A 20042-nucleotide genomic window follows, 5' to 3' on the forward strand; every position below is an offset into this window, starting at 1 on the left:
TACGTTAGATCTTGTATCTAGGTTCCGAAAGCAATTGGCGCTTAAGAAACCTTAGTGATCTTAACTGGACACTTCTTGTAATCCGTCTGTTTAGACAGAGGATCCGTTGCATCCAAGATCAACTTGTTGATCAGAATTCTTGCATCAAAGAATGGTACGAAAACCAAGCCTTGTGGTGGACGGTTACGACCACGAGTTTCAACACGAACGCGTACTTCGCCACGTTTGTTTTCGATAAGAACTTCATCACCACGGCGCAGGCCACGAGCTTTTGCATCAGCAGGGTGGATGTAACAAAGCGCATCCGGTACTGCTTTGTAAAGTTCTGGTACACGACGAGTCATAGTACCTGTATGCCAGTGCTCTAGAACACGACCTGTACATAGCCACATGTCGTATTCATCGTTTGGTACTTCAGGTGGTGCTTCGTATGGTGCGTTGATGATCAGTGCTTTACCATCTGGCTTACCGTAGAAGTCCCAATCAGAACCTTTCTTCGCGTATGGATCTGAACCTTCTTTAAAGCGCCATAGTGTTTCTTTACCGTCAACAACAGGCCAACGTAGACCTCGAACTTGATGGTAGCGATCGTATGGTGCTAAATCGTGACCGTGACCTCGACCAAAGGCAGCATATTCTTCGAATAGACCTTTTTGAACATAGAAACCTTGAGCTTGTGCGTCGTCGTTAAGCTCTTGAGCTTCAGACAATGGGAACGCATCAACGTTGCCGTTTTTGTAAAGCACGTCATACATCGTTTTACCACGGTGCTCAGGTGCTTTAGCTAGAAGCTCTTCGCCCCAAACTTCTTCGACAGTGAAGCGTTTTGAGAATTCCATGATTTGCCATAGATCAGATTTAGCTTCACCTACGGTTTTAACTTGTTGGTACCATGCTTGTGTACGACGCTCTGCGTTACCGTAAGCACCTTCTTTCTCGATCCACATCGCTGTAGGAAGAATAAGGTCAGCCGCTTGAGCTGTTGCTGTCGGGTATGGGTCAGAACATACAATGAAGTTGTCTGGGTTGCGGTAACCTGGCAGACGCTCAGTGTTGATGTTTGGACCCGCTTGCATGTTGTTGTTACACATTACCCAGTACGCGTTGATCTTACCGTCTTTAAGCATACGGTCTTGAACAACAGCGTGAGCCCCTGGTTTCGGTGGGATAGTACCTTCTGGAAGTTTCCAGATGTCTTCTGCAATCTTACGGTGTTTAGGGTTAGCAACCACCATATCTGCGGGCAGACGGTGAGAGAACGTACCAACTTCACGAGCTGTACCACACGCAGATGGTTGGCCAGTAAGTGAGAATGGGCTGTTACCTGGAGTAGAAATCTTACCTGTAAGAAGGTGGATGTTGTACACAAGGCTGTTCATCCAAACGCCGCGAGTATGTTGGTTCATACCCATAGTCCAAAGTGACATTACTTTGATGTTTGGATCGGCATATTGCTTAGCCAGCTTGATCAGATCTTCTTGAGAGACGCCTGACATTTCAGAGGCTTTTTCAACTGTGTATTCAGCAACAGAAGCTTTGTACTCTTCGAAAGTGATTGCAGTCATGGCACCTGAGTTAGGGTTTGCTGCTGCTTTCTGTAGAGGATCGTCATCACGAAGGCCGTAACCGATGTCTGTTGTTGCTTGCTTGAAGTTCGTGTGCTTATTTACGAAATCCCAATTTACTGCATCGTTTTGAATGATGTAGTTTGCGATAAAGTTAGCAATCGCAAGATCTGATTGAGGTTCGAAGATGTAACCTGTGTCTGCAAGCTCGAAAGAACGGTGGTAGTAAGTAGACAGTACGTTTACTTTAACGTGTGGGTGGCTTAGACGGCGGTCTGTAATACGAGTCCATAGTACTGGGTGCATTTCTGCCATGTTTGAACCCCACAGTACAAATGCGTCTGCGTGCTCAAAGTCATCATAACAACCCATTGGCTCATCAATACCGAAAGTACGCATGAATGCACCAACCGCTGAAGCCATACAGTGACGAGCGTTTGGATCGATGTTGTTTGAACGGAAACCCGCTTTCATCATCTTAACGGCTGCGTAGCCTTCCATTACTGTCCATTGACCTGAACCGAACATACCAACACCCGTAGGGCCGTTCTTTTTCAGAGAAGCTTTCCATTTCTCAGCCATTACGTCGAACGCTTTGTCCCAAGATACTGGTGTGAAATCACCATCCTTATGGAATTCACCGTCTTTCATACGTAGAAGAGGAGTTTCAAGACGATCTTTACCGTACATGATTTTTGAAAGGAAGTAGCCTTTAATACAGTTAAGGCCTTTGTTTACAGGTGCTTCTGGGTCGCCTTGAGTTGCGACTACTTTGCCGTTTTGAGTACCTACTAGTACTGAACAGCCTGTACCACAAAAACGACAAGGCGCTTTATCCCACGTGATTTTTGTTTGATCAGAGCTAGCAATCAGATTGGTTGCTGTTGCTGGTAGTGTTACACCTGCAACGGCTGCCGCTGATGCAGCTGCGTTTGCTTTCACAAACGCGCGTCTTGTCATTTTCATACTTCACCCTCAAGTTGAGAATTATTGCTTCCAGTTTCTAAATCCGTTTCGTCGAGTTCAGTTTCGATTTGGTGGTAAACCAAAGCTGTCCCTAAAACGTTCTTAATGTTATTTATTGCTTCGATGGTATCCGTTACAAAACCTTGGTTTTCGGTTTCTAGGACCACGATGATCTTGCCTTCAGGGCTGTCTCCGAAAATCTCGGCGTTGTCGAATTGTTCGATTTCAGCTTTGATCTCGTTTAGGTGCTCCGGGCTCACATGCACGACTAAACTTGATATATGCACTTCATTTAGTGCCATAAATTGCTCTCGTTATTTTTGTTTTATGCATTACTCACAAGGATAGCTGAAGTAGGGCAAACTGCTACGCAAGCTCCACAACCGTTACACTCATTTAACTCGATTTTTGGTAGAGCAACACTGCCTGCTCTAAGTTGAAATTGAATGGCCATAGGTTCACACATGTCACCACAGCTTCGGCATTCAACATTTTGTTGGGCTAAGCATTTATCAGAGATATTTGCTTTAGCCAGCCAAGGCGTCTCTTCCTTGGGCTTGAAAATGGGTTCAGGACAAACGTCAGCACACTGATAACAAAACGTGCATTCGTCTTTAGAAAAGTCGACAGTAGGAAAACCACCGTCGCCAACAATGATGATGTGACTCTCGCAACTTTCGATGCATTTACCACAACGTGTACAATCATCTGCGAAGCTTTCTAGGCTTTTTATCCAAGGCAAACGAATCTGGCTTGAATCTACTTTTCGCCTAGAAAATAGGCGGCGTTTCGATAGGTCTACCACTGATTGCCTGCTAATGTTGCTAAGATGTTGTAATTGTAGATCATTGTTTTGTTAATATCTTGTCATTTATCCTCACAAGTAGTGTAGTTTTAGAAATATTTGTATAAATACCCCTTAAGGGCTAAATGGGATCCTATATTGTCTTAGATCAATAAATTACGAAGCGTTTGGTCACATATTGAATGGAGCTCTGTTTTTTGATGTGTGACAATAGGTTTCCGCTAGCCACTAATCTTTACCTAGGACATTGCTTTTGCTTATTAAACCGGTTTCATCTGTAACAAGTACAATAGCGAAATCTCTGCTATTTATATTGCTTCTTTCGGTTGCTACTACAGGTTTTGCAATCTTCACATTGGCGTCTAGTCTCAACGATGCAGAAGCAGTCAACGTGGCAGGCTCTATGCGTATGCAGAGCTACCGTTTAGCGCATGATATTCAAATAGAATCAGTTGATTACGATTCTCACATTCATGAATTTGAAAAATCTTTGTATTCGCCTTCAATGGCTGAATTGGTTAGCTGGGATGTACCAACAGACATAACGGAAGACTATTATTTAATTATTGGTCGTTGGCATGAGCTTAAGCGGGTATTGAATAGTGAAGACAGAAAACATTATTTAGTTTTAGTTGAAAATTTTGTTGCCGAAATTGATGGCTTTGTTTACAAGTTACAAGAGTACTCAGAATACAAATTGATAAAATTGGCGTGGGCTGGGGGAATCGGTCTAGGTGGCATTCTGGTCATATCTCTTTTTGTTGTTCATTTTGTTCGTAAACAAGTTGTTAAACCTTTACACGCGTTGGTTCGAGCAAGTCAGAGAATCAAAAACCGAGACTTTGAGGTTCAGTTAAACATTACGAGTAACAACGAACTGGGTATTTTGACCAAAACCTTTAACTCTATGGCCAAGGATTTAGGTGCTCTTTATCGAAATCTTGAGGATGTTGTTGACGCGAAAACAATAGAACTGCAAAACGCTAACCAATCGTTGCAGGCGCTTTATAATTCTTCACAAGAGTTGACCGTTACGCGTATCGCCCCAGAAAATTTTAGAGCGATTTTGCAGCACCTAGTTAGCCTTGAGGGCATTGAATCATTGAGGCTAGAGATTGTTGATAATTCAGGTCGCTCATTGGTCATGGACGAGGGATATGACTCGACTCAAGACCATGAAAAGTTCGAAATGAAGCTTGATGATAACGAACTTATTCTCGGTTATCTCTATTGCTCGTATCATCATGGGCATTCTACTAAGGCATTGATTGAGAGCTTTATTCAACTGTTATCGAGAGCTATCTATTATAATCGAGCTCAAAAGAAAGCTGAGCAACTGATTATTATGGAAGAACGGGCGACGATCGCTCGTGAGCTACACGATTCCTTGGCTCAATCATTATCGTATTTAAAGATCCAAGTGACGCTATTGAAGCGTGTTATTGGTAAACTACCCGAACAAAAGCACCGCGAGCAGTCTGAACAAATAGCGTCAGAGATCGGTAATGGTATTGCAGGTGCTTATACTCAATTAAGAGAGTTGCTCACTACGTTCAGGTTAACGATAAAAGAGGGTAACTTTGGAGATGCTTTGAGTACCATGCTTGAACAACTCAGTGAAAGAACGGATGCGAAGATTAACCTAAACAATAATCTTTCATCCATTGAACTTGATGCTCATAGTCAGGTTCATTTGCTTCAGTTGATTCGTGAAGCAACAATAAACGCCATAAAACACGCCAATGCTGACTTGATAGATGTATGCTGTATCGATGAGGGCGGTGAAGTGTTAGTCGTGATTAAAGATAATGGAGACGGCTTTGACTCAAGTAGTTCCAAAATGAACCACTATGGGATGAGCATTATGCAGGAGCGTGCGGCAAGACTGAATGGCGACTTATCGATTGAAGCAGCTCAAGGTGAAGGCTGTACAGTCATATTGAAATATAAAAGTTTGAAGGAAGTTAAAGTTGACGATTTGTAAAGTAATGCTGGTTGATGATCATCCATTGATGCGCAGAGGTATAAGCCAATTACTGAGCTTTGAAGACGAATTCGAAGTGATTGCAGAAGCGAGCAACGGCACTGAAGCAGTTGCTCTAGCTCATGAAGAAGAACCTGATTTGATCCTTCTTGATCTTAATATGAAGGGCATGTCAGGGTTAGATACCTTGAAAGCACTTCGTACTGATGGCTCTAGCGCTAACATTGTCATTCTAACAGTATCAGATAGCCCCGCAGACATCGAAGCTATCGTAAAAGCGGGCGCTGATGGTTACTTATTGAAAGACACTGAACCAGATGAGCTCATTGAATTGCTTAAGCAAGCGCATAGTGGTGATAAAGCCTACAGCAGTGTTGTATCTCGCTACTTAAATGATGCTGAGAGCCGTAACGACATCTTCGACCAACTAACTGAGCGTGAAATGCAGATCCTTCAAGAAGTTGCGAAAGGTTATCGTAACAAGCAGATCGCAGACCATCTGTTTATTTCTGAATCGACAGTTAAGGTACATATGAAGAGCCTTCTTAAAAAGCTGCAAGTGCCTTCTCGTACTGCCGCGACGGTTCTGTATCTAGAACGTTATGGTGAAATGAAGTAGGGCTTATTCTTTTGAAGTAAAACTATTTCAAGCCGTATTGTTTATTTCAAATGTAGGATCAAATAACATGAGCTTATTACGATAATCTCTCACGATACTTCGAATGATATTGAACTGTGACATTAAAAAAGGCGCTGAACTTACTAAGTTCAGCGCCTTTTTATTAGGGCATTTTATATCCAAATAATCATGTCTGTTTTACTGACAATTAAGCTGCCATTGGTACTAGAACAAGCGTACCGAAGATCACCGTGATAAGACCACAGATTACTGGTACTGAAGTACGTTTAACGACTTCAAACGGGCTGATTTTACCCATGCCAGAAGTCGCTACAATTACACCCGAAACAGGAGAAATTGTACGGCCTAAGTTAGACGCTTGAAGCATTGGGATGATTAGGAACGCAGGGTTCAAGCCCATTTTCGCAGCAAGTGACGGAGCCAGTTCTACGAATGCATAGAATGGCGCGTTACCAGAACCTGTCGCGATAGCAGCAGCAACTGTTAGACCAGTCAGGATAAGCATTAATGCGATACCGCCAGCGCCAGCTGATTCAGCAAGGCCGATTAGGTTATCAATTGCACCGATAGACATTAGGCCCTGAGCAAATACACCCGCCGCAACCAACAGCATTACTACGCCTTTAAATGCTTCGGCCATACCTTGGTAGCAAGAATCTAGGTCTTCTAGTGTTTTTTCGCCGTCAAACTTCTTCACAACGTAATCGATAACAGCGCCCACGAAAATTGAACCTACTACGATGGTGTAGATATCAAGTGAAAGGCCCGGAATGGTACGACCGTTGAATAGAAATACTCCAAAAATAGGTAAGAATGGAAGAGCAGCATAAAAAGCCGGCGCATTCGTTTCAATTTCTGAAACGTCTACTTTTTCCATTGGCGTGTTTTCTTTCTTATCTAGGTACTTGTTCCAGAAGAAAGCGGCACCCGCCATCACAATGATTGCACATATTGAAACAGGCAGTACCGTTTGAACAGCAAACACATCAAGAGACATACCTGATTTTTCTGCTGCGATAACCACATCACCCGACGTTGGTGAAAGAATGATTGCTGCAGGTGATGCACAAACCGCCACCGCTGCTGGACGAGAAATACCCATTGCCGTCATCATTGGGAATAGGGTCGCCATCAATAGCACGCCAAGGCCTGTTGCAGAACTTACTGCTAGAGACATTAGACACGCTACGATGTAAGCCGCAACAAGAAGTACGTATGGAGATTTGATAGCAGCAAGCGGTTTAGAGAATTGTTTTACTACCACATTGTTTGCGCCGATATGCGTCATGTAAGAAGCAAAGCCACAAAGAAGCATGATTTGCATGCCTAGGCCGCCTCCACGGTACTGAAGCATGTACTTAACGAATTCTAGTGAGTCGGTAACCATGTTACCTGTTGAAGCGACCTTAGCGGGTAAGACTGTGTGACCTATAAGGCCAGTAATAAGAAGTAGGGCAAGGCCAGCTGTCAGTAATACACCTGCCGCTTTATAGCCTTTCACAATAAAGTAACCAACAGCGATAGTAATCACTAATCCGATCAAGAGCTCTAACATAGAAATCTCCACAAAGTTTAAAAAAATATAAGAAAGTGTTTCAGAATATGACAATGAATGTACAGAAAACTGCACTGTGGCACGAGGCATAGTTGAGGTTGATATGATCTAAGACAAACATTTTCTTTGATGTTAATTGTGGTTGTAAATCATGAACAACTACTGTTGTTTAGATGTTAATAAACAAATTATCTATCTCAATAGAATATAACTTGGATCACCTTTATAGTGAGGAGTTGTATACAAAGGTGTGGATTTATAAATCTATGACTTTTGGAGCCTAACGTGCAGAACTAAAAAGAAGTGTGTATTTTTACATGATATCGGATTAATTTATGAACTGATGCCTACTGGGAATGGAAAGTTAAGTAGGCTTCAGCGAGAGTTGAATTGATGTGGAAATGCATAGCTCCTAACGTATTGGCTTAAGTACAGCTACTGACCGAAATAGTTGATAGTTAAACGATTAGTTAATGTTCAATTCAGGATCTGCATTCGAGTAAGTGGGCAGGTCGGCGCATATCACTTTTTTACAGAAGTGAATCATTCCGCGCTGAGTGACCAATAATAATTCATCATTATTTAGTGGGATATAAGCCATGGCATCTGAAGAAAGCACTGCACCTTCACTGATCATCACCTTTTCGTAAAATGTGAGCTCTCTATTTGGTATGATTTGTTCATGTTGAGTCTCGTCTAAAGAAATGTCGTGTTGAGTGACAGAGTAAGATCCTGATGACGTAAAGCCGACTTGCTTAGTTGATACGTACAATAAGTCATAACTGTCATTCTTCTTAAACTCGATATTAATAGCAGACTGGTTATGAATCATATTATTGGATGGGTTAATAATCGATGCTGTATTTGCTAAATAATGCCCTTCAAGGTGTGACTTGGGAATAAAGGTAGAAACCCAGCCGACTAATACGCCAAGCAGTACCACAAAAATTGCTGTATTCGTTTTATTATTCACAAGTCACTCCTTTAAATCCGGCAGGGAAGCTCAGAGATTTTCCTGAATTATCGATGATGATGTTTCGTCCCTTATATTCATAAAGCGTCACGTTGAATAACTCATTAAAAGTGAATTCGTCGGATTCGATTTTACAAGAGATAAAATGCTGACCAACGAGATCTTCGCCTAGGCTATTTCTATCTAAATAAGAAAACAGATAATGGGATAAACCTGCAGTCACTACAAATAATACAATCAGTGCTAGTACACTAATTGTTTTTTTCTTAGCCGCGGTTGGTGATCTTTCTGGCGCTGTGTTGTCTTCAGGTTGTTTCGTTTCTTGTATTGGTTGCGATTGAATTATACGCAGCGCGCGTTCTTTGTCTTGTGTCACTTGTCCTGCAAATCGGTAGCCTTTACCGCGCTCAGTGACGATGATTATCCCCCTTTTATCTTCTAACGCTTTTCGGCAAATCGAGATGGTTTGCATTAGGCTGCCATCTTCAACGTAGATACCTTTAGACACCCACACTTGTTCAATAAGAACTTGGCGCGTGATCACCTCATTGGGTCTCGAGATAAAAAACTTAAGTAGCTCTGATTCGTTAGAACCTATTGGGTACGTACGACCTGTCTTAAAGTGATGGATTTCACTCTCTTCTAAATTGACCTGTATATCATCATTGATAATAAATTCAGCAGACATCTGGGTTCTCATTGTTATAAGCGTTCTCACTTAAATATAACAAATACCACTATAAATATAAACTCACTCACTTTGTCTTATTTTATGTTTAAATAATTGAATTTGTTTGATTATCCCTCTTTTTATATTCCCTTATAAACCTTTTTGAGGTTGTTTAATGTGGTTTCAGGTGCTTGCCGCCAGTCGCTATTAGATCATTAACGGGTGACGCTGATTTAGTGGGTGTGGGTTAACTGCTCAAATTTCTTACGTAGTTTTATCAACGTGTCATTCCAACTCTGTGTTGCCTTGCTCTCTACGAATAAAAGTCGAGCTTACCTCCGACTCAATCGGCAATTCAAATAACGATAAATCGCATGACCACACCAGTTAAATGCGAAAGCTACGAAGGAGCTGTTTTGAAAGATTTCAATAAGCCGTATATATGTGGACTAATTACGCTTGCCTTACTCGGCTGTCAGTCTGAAGACTCGGCTCAAGATGCCGTATTGATATTGGTTCCCTACAACATTAATGAATTACCAAAACCGAACGATGGTTATGGGTATGACGAGGATGGAACAATATCCGGTGTCGGTGAAGACGTTGTCGTAATGTCATCGACTAACGACGCGTATTATCAGGACTACAACAACTCATACGCAGCCCTAGACGGTTGGGGACTTTGTGCAGAACCGATTTTGATTCCTCTAAAAAGTGTTAATTCTGATAAACGTTATCCACTCAATAACGAAACCTTAGCCGGGAATGTTGTATTAATTGATGAAATAACAGGTGATGAAGTTGACACTCAAATATCGGCCGATGGTTCCAATATAATTATTCAGTGCGAATCAGGATTAAAAGAGGGGACGACTTATTCGATCGTTGTTACTGACGGGGTAAAAACTGAATTTAATGAGCCTTTAAAAGCAGATGCCAGTTTTGATGAGTTGATTTATTCAGACGTCCCATTAAATAACGAAAAAGAAGAAGTCCTTCAAGATCAAGTATTGAGTGCTATTGAATCATATTATGCGTTATATCCAGAGAAAGGTATTCCCGTTTATGCTGCGCAGTTTAAAACACAGAGTTCGTATTCGTCGCTAGATGCAATGAAAAGAAACCATCTGCAATATGGTAGTTCATTCACCCAAGAAGAGCCTGTAATTGTAGAGGAAAAGCGGGGATATAACCTGTATACAAAAGTGCTAAAAATTCCGTCGTACTTACCTTTTACAAAAGAGAGGGAGGCGGAATGTATCGTCGATGAATTTGACCCGAAAGAAAATTGCCCACCACTGTATGAATGGATTACCAACACTTCCGGTAGTTTTCCAACTGCGGAGAATCCAATGCCTCAAAAAACAGAAGACCTTGAGATGACGGCAGATATATACGTACCAAAAGAGTTTAACTGGAATAGTTTTATAGAGTTACCTGTCGCTATTTTTATTCATGGTGTTACAGCAGAGCGCGGCACTGCTTCTTTAATGGCTGCGGAATATACTGATAAAGGTTATGCCGTGGTTGCGATCGATATGCCATATCACGGTGAGCGGATACGTTATGACTCAAGCCCTGAGCACGTGGAAATTAGTGCCCGAGCAAACAAAGCCTTCTTCATCAATATTGATTCCCCTTTAGCGCTTCGTTCTAACCTCCAGCAGTCTGTTTCTGATTTTCTGGGTCTACGCTATGCGTTGAGCCAAGAAGGTTGGGTTGATAACAATAACGTTCATCTAATTGGGCAATCGTTGGGAGGAATCATGTCGGTGATGGTAAGTGAATTCAGTCAAGCGTCTCGAGCACTTACGGCTAACTCAGACTTTACTTTCAACACTGTAAACTTTGTTGTTCCGGGACAGGGGCTAACTAACTTGGTTCTGTCCTCTCAAACCTTAGGCCCTGAAATGTCAGAAGGGGTTAAGAAATCCCCAGATGTTCAGCGCGGCATTGCTGAAACGGTGATACCAGATACATGTACAACAGAAGCAACGAATCAGCAGTGCATTGAAGCGCTTCGTGATTTTGTCGCACTTTCAACAGATAACGCGCTGCTTGTTAGTCAGCTAGAGGATGACATCTTCGATTTGGTTGTGACAGACCTTAAACAAGGGGTCCAAGCAACAATTGATAGTGCTGACCCTGCGAGCTTTATCTCTCGCCAAGTCGCTGCTGAGCAGCCAACTCTTTTGTTAGCTGCCGTTGGAGATTGCGGGGAGACTTGTGACGTTGGTGTTGACTATGTCCCAGATAGCGTAATTCCCAATACCGCGCCAGGTAACATTCGTACTGGTACTGAACCACTGATTACTGCGCTTGGCTTAGACCCAATAACAGGCACATCAGAAAATATTAATGAAAAGCGTGGAGCAGTACGAACCACAACCGGCGGGCATGGTACGTATCTGTTCCCCTATGAAGGTCCCGTTGATGAAAATGGCTTACCGGGCACACCAGGTGAAAACATGTCAGACGTTCGTGAAGCGGTGGACACTCAACAAATTGCCGTTGCTTCTATGGTAATGAGTGACGGTGCAGTAGTCGTCATTAATAACGAAGATCATATCGAAACCGAGGTGCCTCAAGATGAAGAATAAATTCTTACTGAGCACTGCCGCTGCTCTTGTCCCTTGCCTGACTAATGCGGCTGGCTTTCAACTTAACGCGCAGTCTGCAACCGGGTTAGGTCGTGCATTCGCCGGTGATGCAGTGATGGCAGATAGCGCGGCAATTGTTGCTAAAAACAGCGCTGCGATGGCTTACATCGAGCAACCAACACTCTCTGTCGGCGCTATCTATATCGATAGTGGTATTGATGTGTCTAGCGTTAGCTACACACCAATGATTGGTGATACTGAAATGTTAGATGACCAATCATTAGACGCAGGGACATTAGTTCCAAACATTCATTATGTACATCCAATCGAAGATTCTAAGTTCACTCTGGGGGCGACGGTGCACTCTAATTTTGGTACCGACGTAGAATTTGATAACTCGTTCGAAGCGGATGAGTTTGGAGGAAAAACGGCGCTTTCCAGTATCAATGTGGGTTTCGCTGTGGCTTACGAGTTGTCTAAAAAAATCAATTTGGGCATAGGGCTAGATGTTATTTACGGTGAGGGCGAAATATACCGCCAAAACTTGTTAAACGTAGATGCCGATGGTTTCGGTTTGGGGGCTAACGTTGGTGCGACCTATCAAGTCAATGAACATAACAAGTTTGGTATTACTTACCGTTACAGCCCAGATATCGAAGTGGAAGGTGACATTACTAAAGGTGGTGTCCCTGCCGACAAGATGAATGTTCCGTTACCTGACACTCTAGAGTTTTCCGGTTGGCACCAGCTCAACGAACAGTGGGCTTTTCACTACAGCCTGCAGTGGGTGAACTGGTCTGAATTTGACTCGCTAACATCTGACTCTTATGACGACTCAATTAAAGAGTATCAATGGAAAGATGCAGGGCATATTTCTGTCGGTGGTACGTACACCATGTCGAAAGACATCGTTCTACGAGCGGGTTATATGTACGACATTTCCCCAACTGATGAACTTACATCGTTATCAATTCCTGATGTTAACCGTCATTGGCTCACGGTTGGAGGGACATATAACTTCACGGCTGCCAGTTCTGTGGATATTGGTGTCGGATTTATCATCGGAGAATCACAAGATATTGACGAAAGCCTGACGACGATCCCAGGAACGAGTTCCAATATAACTGCTGATGTGACTGCCGATGCTCTCTTGATCGGTGTTCAGTATCAGCATCGTTTTTAACTTTTACTTTGGAGTTCAGAACGTAAAAATTTAGGAATCATATAAAAATTGCAGGGCTCGACAGTGAGTTGAGCCCTTTTCTCATTATTAGCTGTTTTAGCATTATTTAAATAGCTGGAAGCTCATTAAGTAAGAAATAGCTGCTTAGAAAAACGTTTTAATTCAGACGAATTCAACGGTTATGGTTATTAAAAATGAAATTTACAAAGCTTAGTAAAACAATCTGTTTGGCACTGTTTGCCTTACATATCTCTCCATCGTTTGCCCAAGACTCAAACTTAATTCCTGTGACTATCGAAAAAGCTCACAAACAAGCATTCACTTCTTCAATCAACGAGGTTGGGAAAATCAGGGCAACGGATTCTGCTGCATTGACATTTAGTGCCTCCGACAAAATTCTTAATATCCATTTCAAAGATGGAGATCCAGTTAAAAAAGGCGAACTGATCGCCCAGTTGGACAATACCAAAGCGAAAGCCGATTTAGACAAAGCAAGAAGCTCTCTAGCGTTAGCAAAGTCGAAATTAAAGCGTGTACAAGAATTACTAAAGAAACAGCCTGACTCGATGTCTCAACAAGATGTGGAAGAACTGGGCGAACAGGCGAACCTAGCCGCAGCTGATTTCCGTCAGAAAGAAGCGCTGATGAATGACTATTTATTGGTAGCGCCATTTGATGGGCAGCTAACTAACTTCACTCACTCAGTGGGCAGTAAGATTGATAGCGCAACCGCGTTGGTTAGTTTGATCAAACTCGATCCTGTTGAAGTTCAGTATTCCATTGGACAGTCGGATTTGGGCAACGCGAAGCTTGGGCAGAATGTTTCCATCCAAGTTGATGCATTTGTTGATGAAGCGTTTTCTGGCGTGGTGGATTACATTGCGCCAGCGGTGGACGAAAGCTCAGGTCGTGTAGAGGTGCACGCGCACGTGACTAACCCAGAGCATCGCTTAGTTCCGGGTATGTTTGCCAAAGTAAGTCAGATGACCAGCGAAGATTCAACGCAGATGGTGGTTTCTCAAAACTCCGTTCAAGCCAAAGATACAGAGCGCTTTGTTTGGGTCGTGAATGGTGAAAAGATCGATCAACGCATTGTCGAATTAGGTGTGAATACTAACGATGGTTACGTTGTAGTAGAGAAAGGCTTGAAGCTTGGCGATAACGTCGTTGTGACGGGACAACAGAACCTCAAGAAAGCGTCGTTAGTTAAGGTCATGAACCCAAATGCTGAGCAGAAAACCGTTGAGCTAGTAACTGAACCGACAAGCAAAGAGAACGCTCAACAGATCGCTGAACCTAAAGTAGAAAAGACCGTAACGCAGGTGGATGAACCACATCCGATTGAACCCTCGGTTGATTGGACGGAAGCATCGAAAGGTGTAGACGAAGCGATCAAGGAAAACAGCGAGCAAGCAGAGACCCGTGCGACTGTTGAGGATTCATCGAGCGAAACTCACAGTAAGGACACACTAAGCAAGGAAGCTGTAACGAAGGAGAATCTGAATGAAGCTTCCTGAGATTTGTATTAAGCACCCTGTATTTGCATCAGTTCTGAGTATCGCAATTGTCTTATTTGGCCTACTGTCATTTCAAAAGCTCTCGATCCAATATTTCCCAGAACATAAAACACCGTCGGCGACTGTAACCGCGGCGATCAACGGCGCGAGCGCTGAGTTCATGTCACGCAATGTGGCAGATAAGCTTATTACCGCAGCAACGGGCCTCGACAGCGTGAAAACCATGACGACGGACTGTCAGGAGGGCACGTGTAATCTAAAAATCATCTTTGAAGATGACATTAATGATGTCGAATACACCAGCTTGATGAACAACCTGCGCAGCAGCGTCGAAGCGATTGGTGATTTCCCGCCGAGCATGACGGATAAGCCAACGGTCACGGATGACTCTTCTGACACCAGTATGCCGAGTAACATCATCACGTTTGTGAATACTGGCAAGATGTCTAAGCAAGATATGTACGACTACATTAGCCAGCAAGTCGTGCCTCAATTTAAGCATATTCAAGGTGTGGGTGGCATTTGGGGACCGTATGGTGGCAGCGAAAAAGCGGTGCGAGTTTGGTTGCAACCGGATCGCATGATGGCGCTCAATATGAGCGCATCAGACGTGGTAGGTACATTAAGTTCATACAATGCGACGTTTACAGCGGGTACCATCAAAGGTCAGGTAAGAGATTTCTCAATCAACCCAGTCAATCAAGTGACCAGTGTTGATGATGTACGAGACTTGGTGGTCCGTGTTGATGACGGCAAGATCATTCGTGTCGGCGATATTGCAGAAGTTAAAATGGGAGAAGAAAGCTTAACCCCGAGTATTCTTCGAGTCGATGACAACTTAGCAATGTCGATTCAGGTGTTACCGCTAAAAAGTGAAAACCCAGTCACAGTAGCGAATAAAGTTAAGAAACAAATCGATGTGATTCAGCCTCAGTTGCCAGAAGGCATTGAGATGAAGATGGTCTACAACCAAGCGAATTTCATTAAAGCTGCAATTGACGAAGGGTTTATGACTTTAGTTGAGGCGATTGTTCTGGTTTCAGCGGTTGTGGTTCTGTTCCTTGGCTCTTTTCGAGTCGCTTCTATCCCGATCATCACCATCCCAGTGTGTGTGATAGGCGTATTTGCCGTCATGCATTTACTTGGGTTTAGTATCAACGTACTGACGATTCTCGCTATCATTCTCGCCATTGGTTTGGTGGTTGATGATGCGATTGTTGTGGCTGAAAACTGCTACCGTCATATCGAAGAGGGTGAAACCCCATTCAACGCTGCAATTAAAGGGTGTCGAGAGATCGTCTTCCCGGTGATTGCGATGACGCTAACTTTGGCGGTTGTTTACTTACCAATTGGCTTGATGGCAGGCCTAACCGCCGATCTATTCAGGCAGTTTGCGTTCACGCTTGCAGCAGCGGTGATCATCTCTGGATTTGTGGCGTTAACGCTCTCACCAATGATGAGTGCTTACTTAATGAAGCCAGTATCAACTCCGGCGAAGTGGTATCAAAAGGTTGATGCGAAACTGAATGTGTTATCGGATTTATACACCAAAGAGCTAGGCAAATGGTTTGATCGTAAGGCTCTGATGAGTGGTATTGCTTTAGTGCTGATCGCTTTATCGGCCTTAGCGGTTTGGAAAATGCCTCAAGTATTGCTTCCAACGGAAGATACCGGTTTTGTTGAGGTGACCTCTACACCACCAACAGGTGTTGGGCGTCAATACCATCTAGATAACAACGCGCAACTTAACAATGTGTTCAAAGGTGATAGTTCAGTAGAAGCGAACCTATCTTACATTGAAGGTATACCGACCAATCACGTTCTTTTGAAACCTTGGGGTGAGCGTGATCAGTCAGCGGATGAATTGGTAAACGAGTTTATCGCTAAGGCACAAAGTTCAGTCTCTGCTTACGGCATGTCCTTCAAGGTTCGCTCAGCAGATAACTTGAACATTGCAACCAACATGATCCTTCAACTGACGACGGTTAACCGTGATACCACTGTGTTGTCTGAAACCGCGAGCGAAGTCGTTAAGGCGCTTGAGGATTACGAGGGCGTGACCAACATTAAGAACTCAATGCTGCGTGACCAGTTACGTTATGACTTGTCGATTGATCGCAATGCGATTGTATTGTCTGGTGTTGATTACGGTAACGTAACCAATGCGTTATCGACTTTCCTTGGTTCTGTTAAAGCCGCAGATTTGCAAGCGGACGACGGTTATACATACCCAATTCAAGTTCAAGTAAACCGAATCGATCTTGGTGATTTCAAGGTTCTCGATAAGTTGTATGTGGATTCACAGTCGGGTCAAAGGCTTCCTTTATCTCAGTTTGTATCAATCAAACAAGTGACATCGGAATCTAACTTCAAGACGTTCATGGGTAAAGACAGCGCTGAAATCACCGCGGACTTGATGCCCGGATATACGGCGAGCGACGTGAAGGCATACATTGATGACACGGTACCAAGCCTGTTGAAACCTGCTCAGAGCTACGAGTTCAATGGCGTAGTTAAAGATCTGGTTGATTCAACCGCGGGCGCACAAGTGCTGTTCGTATTGGCGTTGATTTTCATCTTCTTGATCTTGGCGGCGCAGTTTGAAAGCTTTGTTGACCCGATGATCATCTTGCTGACGGTTCCATTGTGTATTGTGGGCGCGATTTTGACGCTTTCGGTATTTGGTCAAAGCCTCAATATTTACTCGAAGATAGGATTGCTGACACTGGTTGGTCTCGTGACCAAACACGGTATTTTGCTGGTGGAGTTTGCCAACGAGAAACGTAAATCTGGCGCGAGTGCGAAAGAAGCGGCGATCAGCAGTGCGCGTTCAAGGTTACGTCCAATTTTGATGACCTCACTGACGATGATCCTCGGTTCATTGCCATTGGCATTGGCGGATGGCCCGGGTTCATTGGGTCGCATCAATATTGGTTTGGTGTTGGTCGGTGGCTTATCGGTCGGAACTTTCTTCTCATTGTTTTTAGTGCCTGTCGCGTATGTCGGTATGGCGAACCTAAAGCAAATGGATTTGTTGACTCGATTGAGAACTAAACCAGCCTAATCTGGCTAATCGATTACGATTAACGTAATTGAAGATACAAAAAAGCGTCCACCAATATTATGGTGGGCGCTTTGTTATTTACTGTATTAGCCGTCTGAATAAGCTAATCCTAATCGAACCGATTAAAACAGAGCGTACTTATCTAGAATGGAGCAAAGTTATCAGGCACAATCGTAGGGACAGTCCAACGCTGATGAGCGTCTACCGATTCCAACCCTGAGTTGTGCTGTGGAATCTGTCCACGGTCGCCATACAACCACAATACCAAGTTCGAACGTTCACCACTTGTTATCGGCAGTGCCGCATGGGCAACGTTTCCTCTATGAATCATAGCGACACCGGGTGTGAATGTCGTTTCGTTCATCTTACCCGTAGCAGGATCATAAAAGTTAAGTTCTGACCCTGAAAACTCTTCATCTGGCATATTTATATTAATGTTGAGCGTGACAGAAGACGCATCAGTATGCAGGCGTAAAGAGGTATCTTTGTTCGCTTGATACTGAATCGAGAACCCAAAAGTTTGCGTATCGTAACCCATGATTTCAGGGAACAATAAGCGAGCGATAGGGCGCATGTAACTGTCGAGTAAATCTCGGTAAAACGCTTGGAAACTTGGCGCGGCTAAATAACCTTCAGATCGGCTGTCTAACATTGCTCCACCACGGTTAAGCACTATGCCGTATGGTGGGCGCAGCGGGATTTGAGCGTTAGAGACCGCTTCCAAGTAATCACGCAACTCAGCGAGACGTTCAGCATCAAAGAACTGAAACTTAAACACCCCAGGAGAGATCTCTTCGAGTAAGTCTTTTACCGCGATTTCTTTCTCTGGATCTTGCCAAGCTTCTCTAACAGCTTCACGCAGGCGGGCATCTAACAGCGAATCGTCGAAACCCAATTGACTGCCTTCCGCGCTTGCTTCCCATTCTTTCCAAGCCTCGCTGAACAAGCCCTTATTGTTGTCCCAAAACTGTTGTACAGAAGGAGCTCGTTGAAGCATCGCTTCTCGTGTTGGTAAATCGATGGCACGTGCGCGCTCTAGTTGATTAGATAACATAATGTGTTCGCTCCTTTTGTTTGCTTGCAACCAATCTATTACACCAAGGTTTGTAGATAAACGGGCCGCTGGGCAAAACAGAATTAACGTTTTCTATATAATCAGCGTGAAGGAGGGGTTACTTTAAGAAGCTTTCAGTCCTTGCTTAGGCGAGGTCATTTGAACGCAAGTTTAACTTAGCGAGTTGCGATGTCGTGGGCGTATCAGTGATAAAACAGCGTATGGATGAGATACCCACACGCCGTTTTCAAGTATCAGTAGTGATTTTAGACACAACTGATGGGGTGACATTCTATCTATGATCAATATTGATCTTCGAAAAGCTAACCGAGAATACTTGACCAGCAAACTCTCTTGAAGGCTTTATTTGGGCGTAAAGACCGGCTTTAAAGTAGTACTCTTCCTTTAACCATGCTTTTGACAACGTAACCTTGTTACCATCACGATCTTCTGTTTCGATGCCCCAAGGTAAGAAGCGCTCTGATAATTCGTCATTAATGAGTGTTGAAAGGTAAATACCTTGCTCATCGAGGCGAATCGTGTAATCCCAATCCAGGTTTGCAGGTGCGACTCCTAGGTTGACACTGAATGGCTGACAGTCGCTACACATTTTGTTTCCTGGTAGAAATGAATCGTTCAGAACAACACGTACCGGCTTATTTTCACCATCCCACTGCAATTTCACTAGCGCTTGTTTAATGTCTTTACCATGAATTTGGCCGAGAACGACTTTTGGGTCACTGCCTGTCACGTCTTTATTCGGGAACTGATCAACGCTCACTGTCGCTTTAAGTTCATGTGTCCCTGTTACCGCCCAGTTTTGGTCTTTAGTGCTGCATCGATTTTCGGTATTGAACTTATACAATTCACGAAGTTCCGAACGAGCGTATTTTGTGTTTGCTGTAGTTGAAACTTGACCACCAAGATCAACGGTGAATTTTAGACGTTCTTCGCCATTAACAGACTCACGAGAGAACCAAGGAAGATGAGTGTCGTTGGTTAAGTACTCTTTACCATTACATTCTTGGGGAATGAGCTCGGCTGCGCTGCTACGGCCATTGTTGTAGTAATCGTCACCACTGACTGGAAGGGTGATTTTCCATTGCTCGATGTTCCAATTGCAATCTGTGCATGTTTTAAGCTCTGCTTGTTCGCTTTTAGCATTAGCTTCACAGCCAGCGAGTAATAATCCACTAGAGATAAACGCAGCAACTTTGAGGTATTTTAAAGGTTGTTGATAGTTGAACATAAAAATAATTTGTAATACAAAAGGTGAGCAAACTTTATCGATAAACCATGAGGTTTTCATTGGCTAAAGAGCGGTTTTACATTTTGTTGACAGAGCTTTGAGCTACCGATCCCAAAAACACATCTCAATACAATTTTTCTAGTTATGGAGCTAGAGCTAGAGTCAATGAGGTTGGTTTTCGTATACGGCTTAGTAATGATTCTCTGAACGATCATGC

At 43.4% G+C, this 20042-nt stretch carries 14 protein-coding genes; 6 read left to right on the forward strand and 8 right to left on the reverse strand.

The window, feature by feature from the left end:
- Positions 1-41: 41 nt before the first annotated feature.
- From napA to napF, 3 genes are read right to left on the reverse strand one after another with little or no spacing between them, the layout of a single operon-like run.
- Positions 42-2531 (reverse strand): periplasmic nitrate reductase subunit alpha, encoded by a 2490-nt coding sequence (gene napA, locus SJY39_RS18105; RefSeq protein ID WP_016785308.1) that lies wholly within the window; start codon positions 2529-2531, stop codon positions 42-44.
- Positions 2528-2833, reverse strand: coding sequence for a chaperone NapD (locus SJY39_RS18110; protein WP_010430075.1), 306 nt, complete (start codon positions 2831-2833; stop codon positions 2528-2530). The genes napA and SJY39_RS18110 overlap by 4 nt, the downstream gene beginning before the upstream one ends.
- A 23-nt stretch (positions 2834-2856) precedes the next feature.
- Positions 2857-3336 (reverse strand): ferredoxin-type protein NapF, encoded by a 480-nt coding sequence (gene napF / locus SJY39_RS18115; protein ID WP_010430072.1) that lies wholly within the window; start codon positions 3334-3336, stop codon positions 2857-2859.
- Positions 3337-3589: 253 nt separating this feature from the next.
- Between napF and narQ the strand changes: the two genes are divergently transcribed.
- Both narQ and SJY39_RS18125 read left to right on the forward strand, forming a co-directional pair.
- Positions 3590-5320 (forward strand): nitrate/nitrite two-component system sensor histidine kinase NarQ, encoded by a 1731-nt coding sequence (gene narQ / locus SJY39_RS18120; RefSeq protein ID WP_016785307.1) that lies wholly within the window; start codon positions 3590-3592, stop codon positions 5318-5320.
- The gene (locus tag SJY39_RS18125) at positions 5307-5939 is read left to right on the forward strand and encodes a response regulator (RefSeq protein ID WP_010430067.1); all 633 of its coding nucleotides are present in this window, start codon (positions 5307-5309) and stop codon (positions 5937-5939) included. The genes narQ and SJY39_RS18125 overlap by 14 nt, the downstream gene beginning before the upstream one ends.
- A gap of 208 nt (positions 5940-6147) precedes the next feature.
- Here SJY39_RS18125 and dcuC read toward each other — a convergent pair whose 3' ends face one another.
- The 3 genes from dcuC to SJY39_RS18140 all read right to left on the reverse strand — a co-directional run bounded on the left by dcuC (position 6148) and on the right by SJY39_RS18140 (position 9176).
- Positions 6148-7515, reverse strand: coding sequence for an anaerobic C4-dicarboxylate transporter DcuC (dcuC, locus tag SJY39_RS18130; RefSeq protein WP_016788598.1), 1368 nt, complete (start codon positions 7513-7515; stop codon positions 6148-6150).
- Between the two features lie 466 nt (positions 7516-7981).
- A complete protein-coding gene (locus tag SJY39_RS18135; RefSeq protein WP_016768108.1) occupies positions 7982-8488 on the reverse strand; it encodes a hypothetical protein in 507 nt (168 codons plus the stop codon).
- Entirely contained in the window at positions 8481-9176 is a 696-nt protein-coding gene (locus SJY39_RS18140; protein WP_016793396.1) for a winged helix-turn-helix domain-containing protein, read from the reverse strand. Before SJY39_RS18140 ends, SJY39_RS18135 begins: the two co-directional genes overlap by 8 nt.
- 356 nt (positions 9177-9532) lie before the next feature.
- On the opposite strand from SJY39_RS18140, the gene SJY39_RS18145 reads away from it, so the two are divergent.
- The 4 genes from SJY39_RS18145 (at position 9533) to SJY39_RS18160 (ending at position 17522) form a co-directional block, all read left to right on the forward strand.
- Positions 9533-11758 carry a lipase gene (locus SJY39_RS18145; protein WP_016793394.1) on the forward strand — a complete coding sequence of 742 codons (2226 nt, stop codon included), beginning with the start codon at positions 9533-9535 and terminating at the stop codon, positions 11756-11758.
- On the forward strand, positions 11748-12941 hold the full coding sequence (locus SJY39_RS18150; RefSeq protein ID WP_016793392.1) for an outer membrane protein transport protein: 1194 nt from the start codon (positions 11748-11750) through the stop codon (positions 12939-12941). The genes SJY39_RS18145 and SJY39_RS18150 overlap by 11 nt, the downstream gene beginning before the upstream one ends.
- A 194-nt stretch (positions 12942-13135) precedes the next feature.
- On the forward strand, positions 13136-14458 hold the full coding sequence (locus SJY39_RS18155) for an efflux RND transporter periplasmic adaptor subunit (RefSeq protein ID WP_016793390.1): 1323 nt from the start codon (positions 13136-13138) through the stop codon (positions 14456-14458).
- Entirely contained in the window at positions 14445-17522 is a 3078-nt protein-coding gene (locus SJY39_RS18160; RefSeq protein WP_016793388.1) for an efflux RND transporter permease subunit, read from the forward strand. Before SJY39_RS18155 ends, SJY39_RS18160 begins: the two co-directional genes overlap by 14 nt.
- 142 nt (positions 17523-17664) lie before the next feature.
- Here SJY39_RS18160 and SJY39_RS18165 read toward each other — a convergent pair whose 3' ends face one another.
- Positions 17665-18576 carry a 2OG-Fe(II) oxygenase gene (locus SJY39_RS18165; protein ID WP_016793386.1) on the reverse strand — a complete coding sequence of 304 codons (912 nt, stop codon included), beginning with the start codon at positions 18574-18576 and terminating at the stop codon, positions 17665-17667.
- A gap of 292 nt (positions 18577-18868) precedes the next feature.
- On the reverse strand, positions 18869-19885 hold the full coding sequence (locus SJY39_RS18170) for a polysaccharide lyase family 7 protein (RefSeq protein ID WP_016793384.1): 1017 nt from the start codon (positions 19883-19885) through the stop codon (positions 18869-18871).
- Positions 19886-20042 lie beyond the last annotated feature (157 nt).

This window comes from Vibrio sp. R78045 (assembly GCF_042466085.1).
GTDB lineage: Bacteria > Pseudomonadota > Gammaproteobacteria > Enterobacterales > Vibrionaceae > Vibrio > Vibrio cyclitrophicus.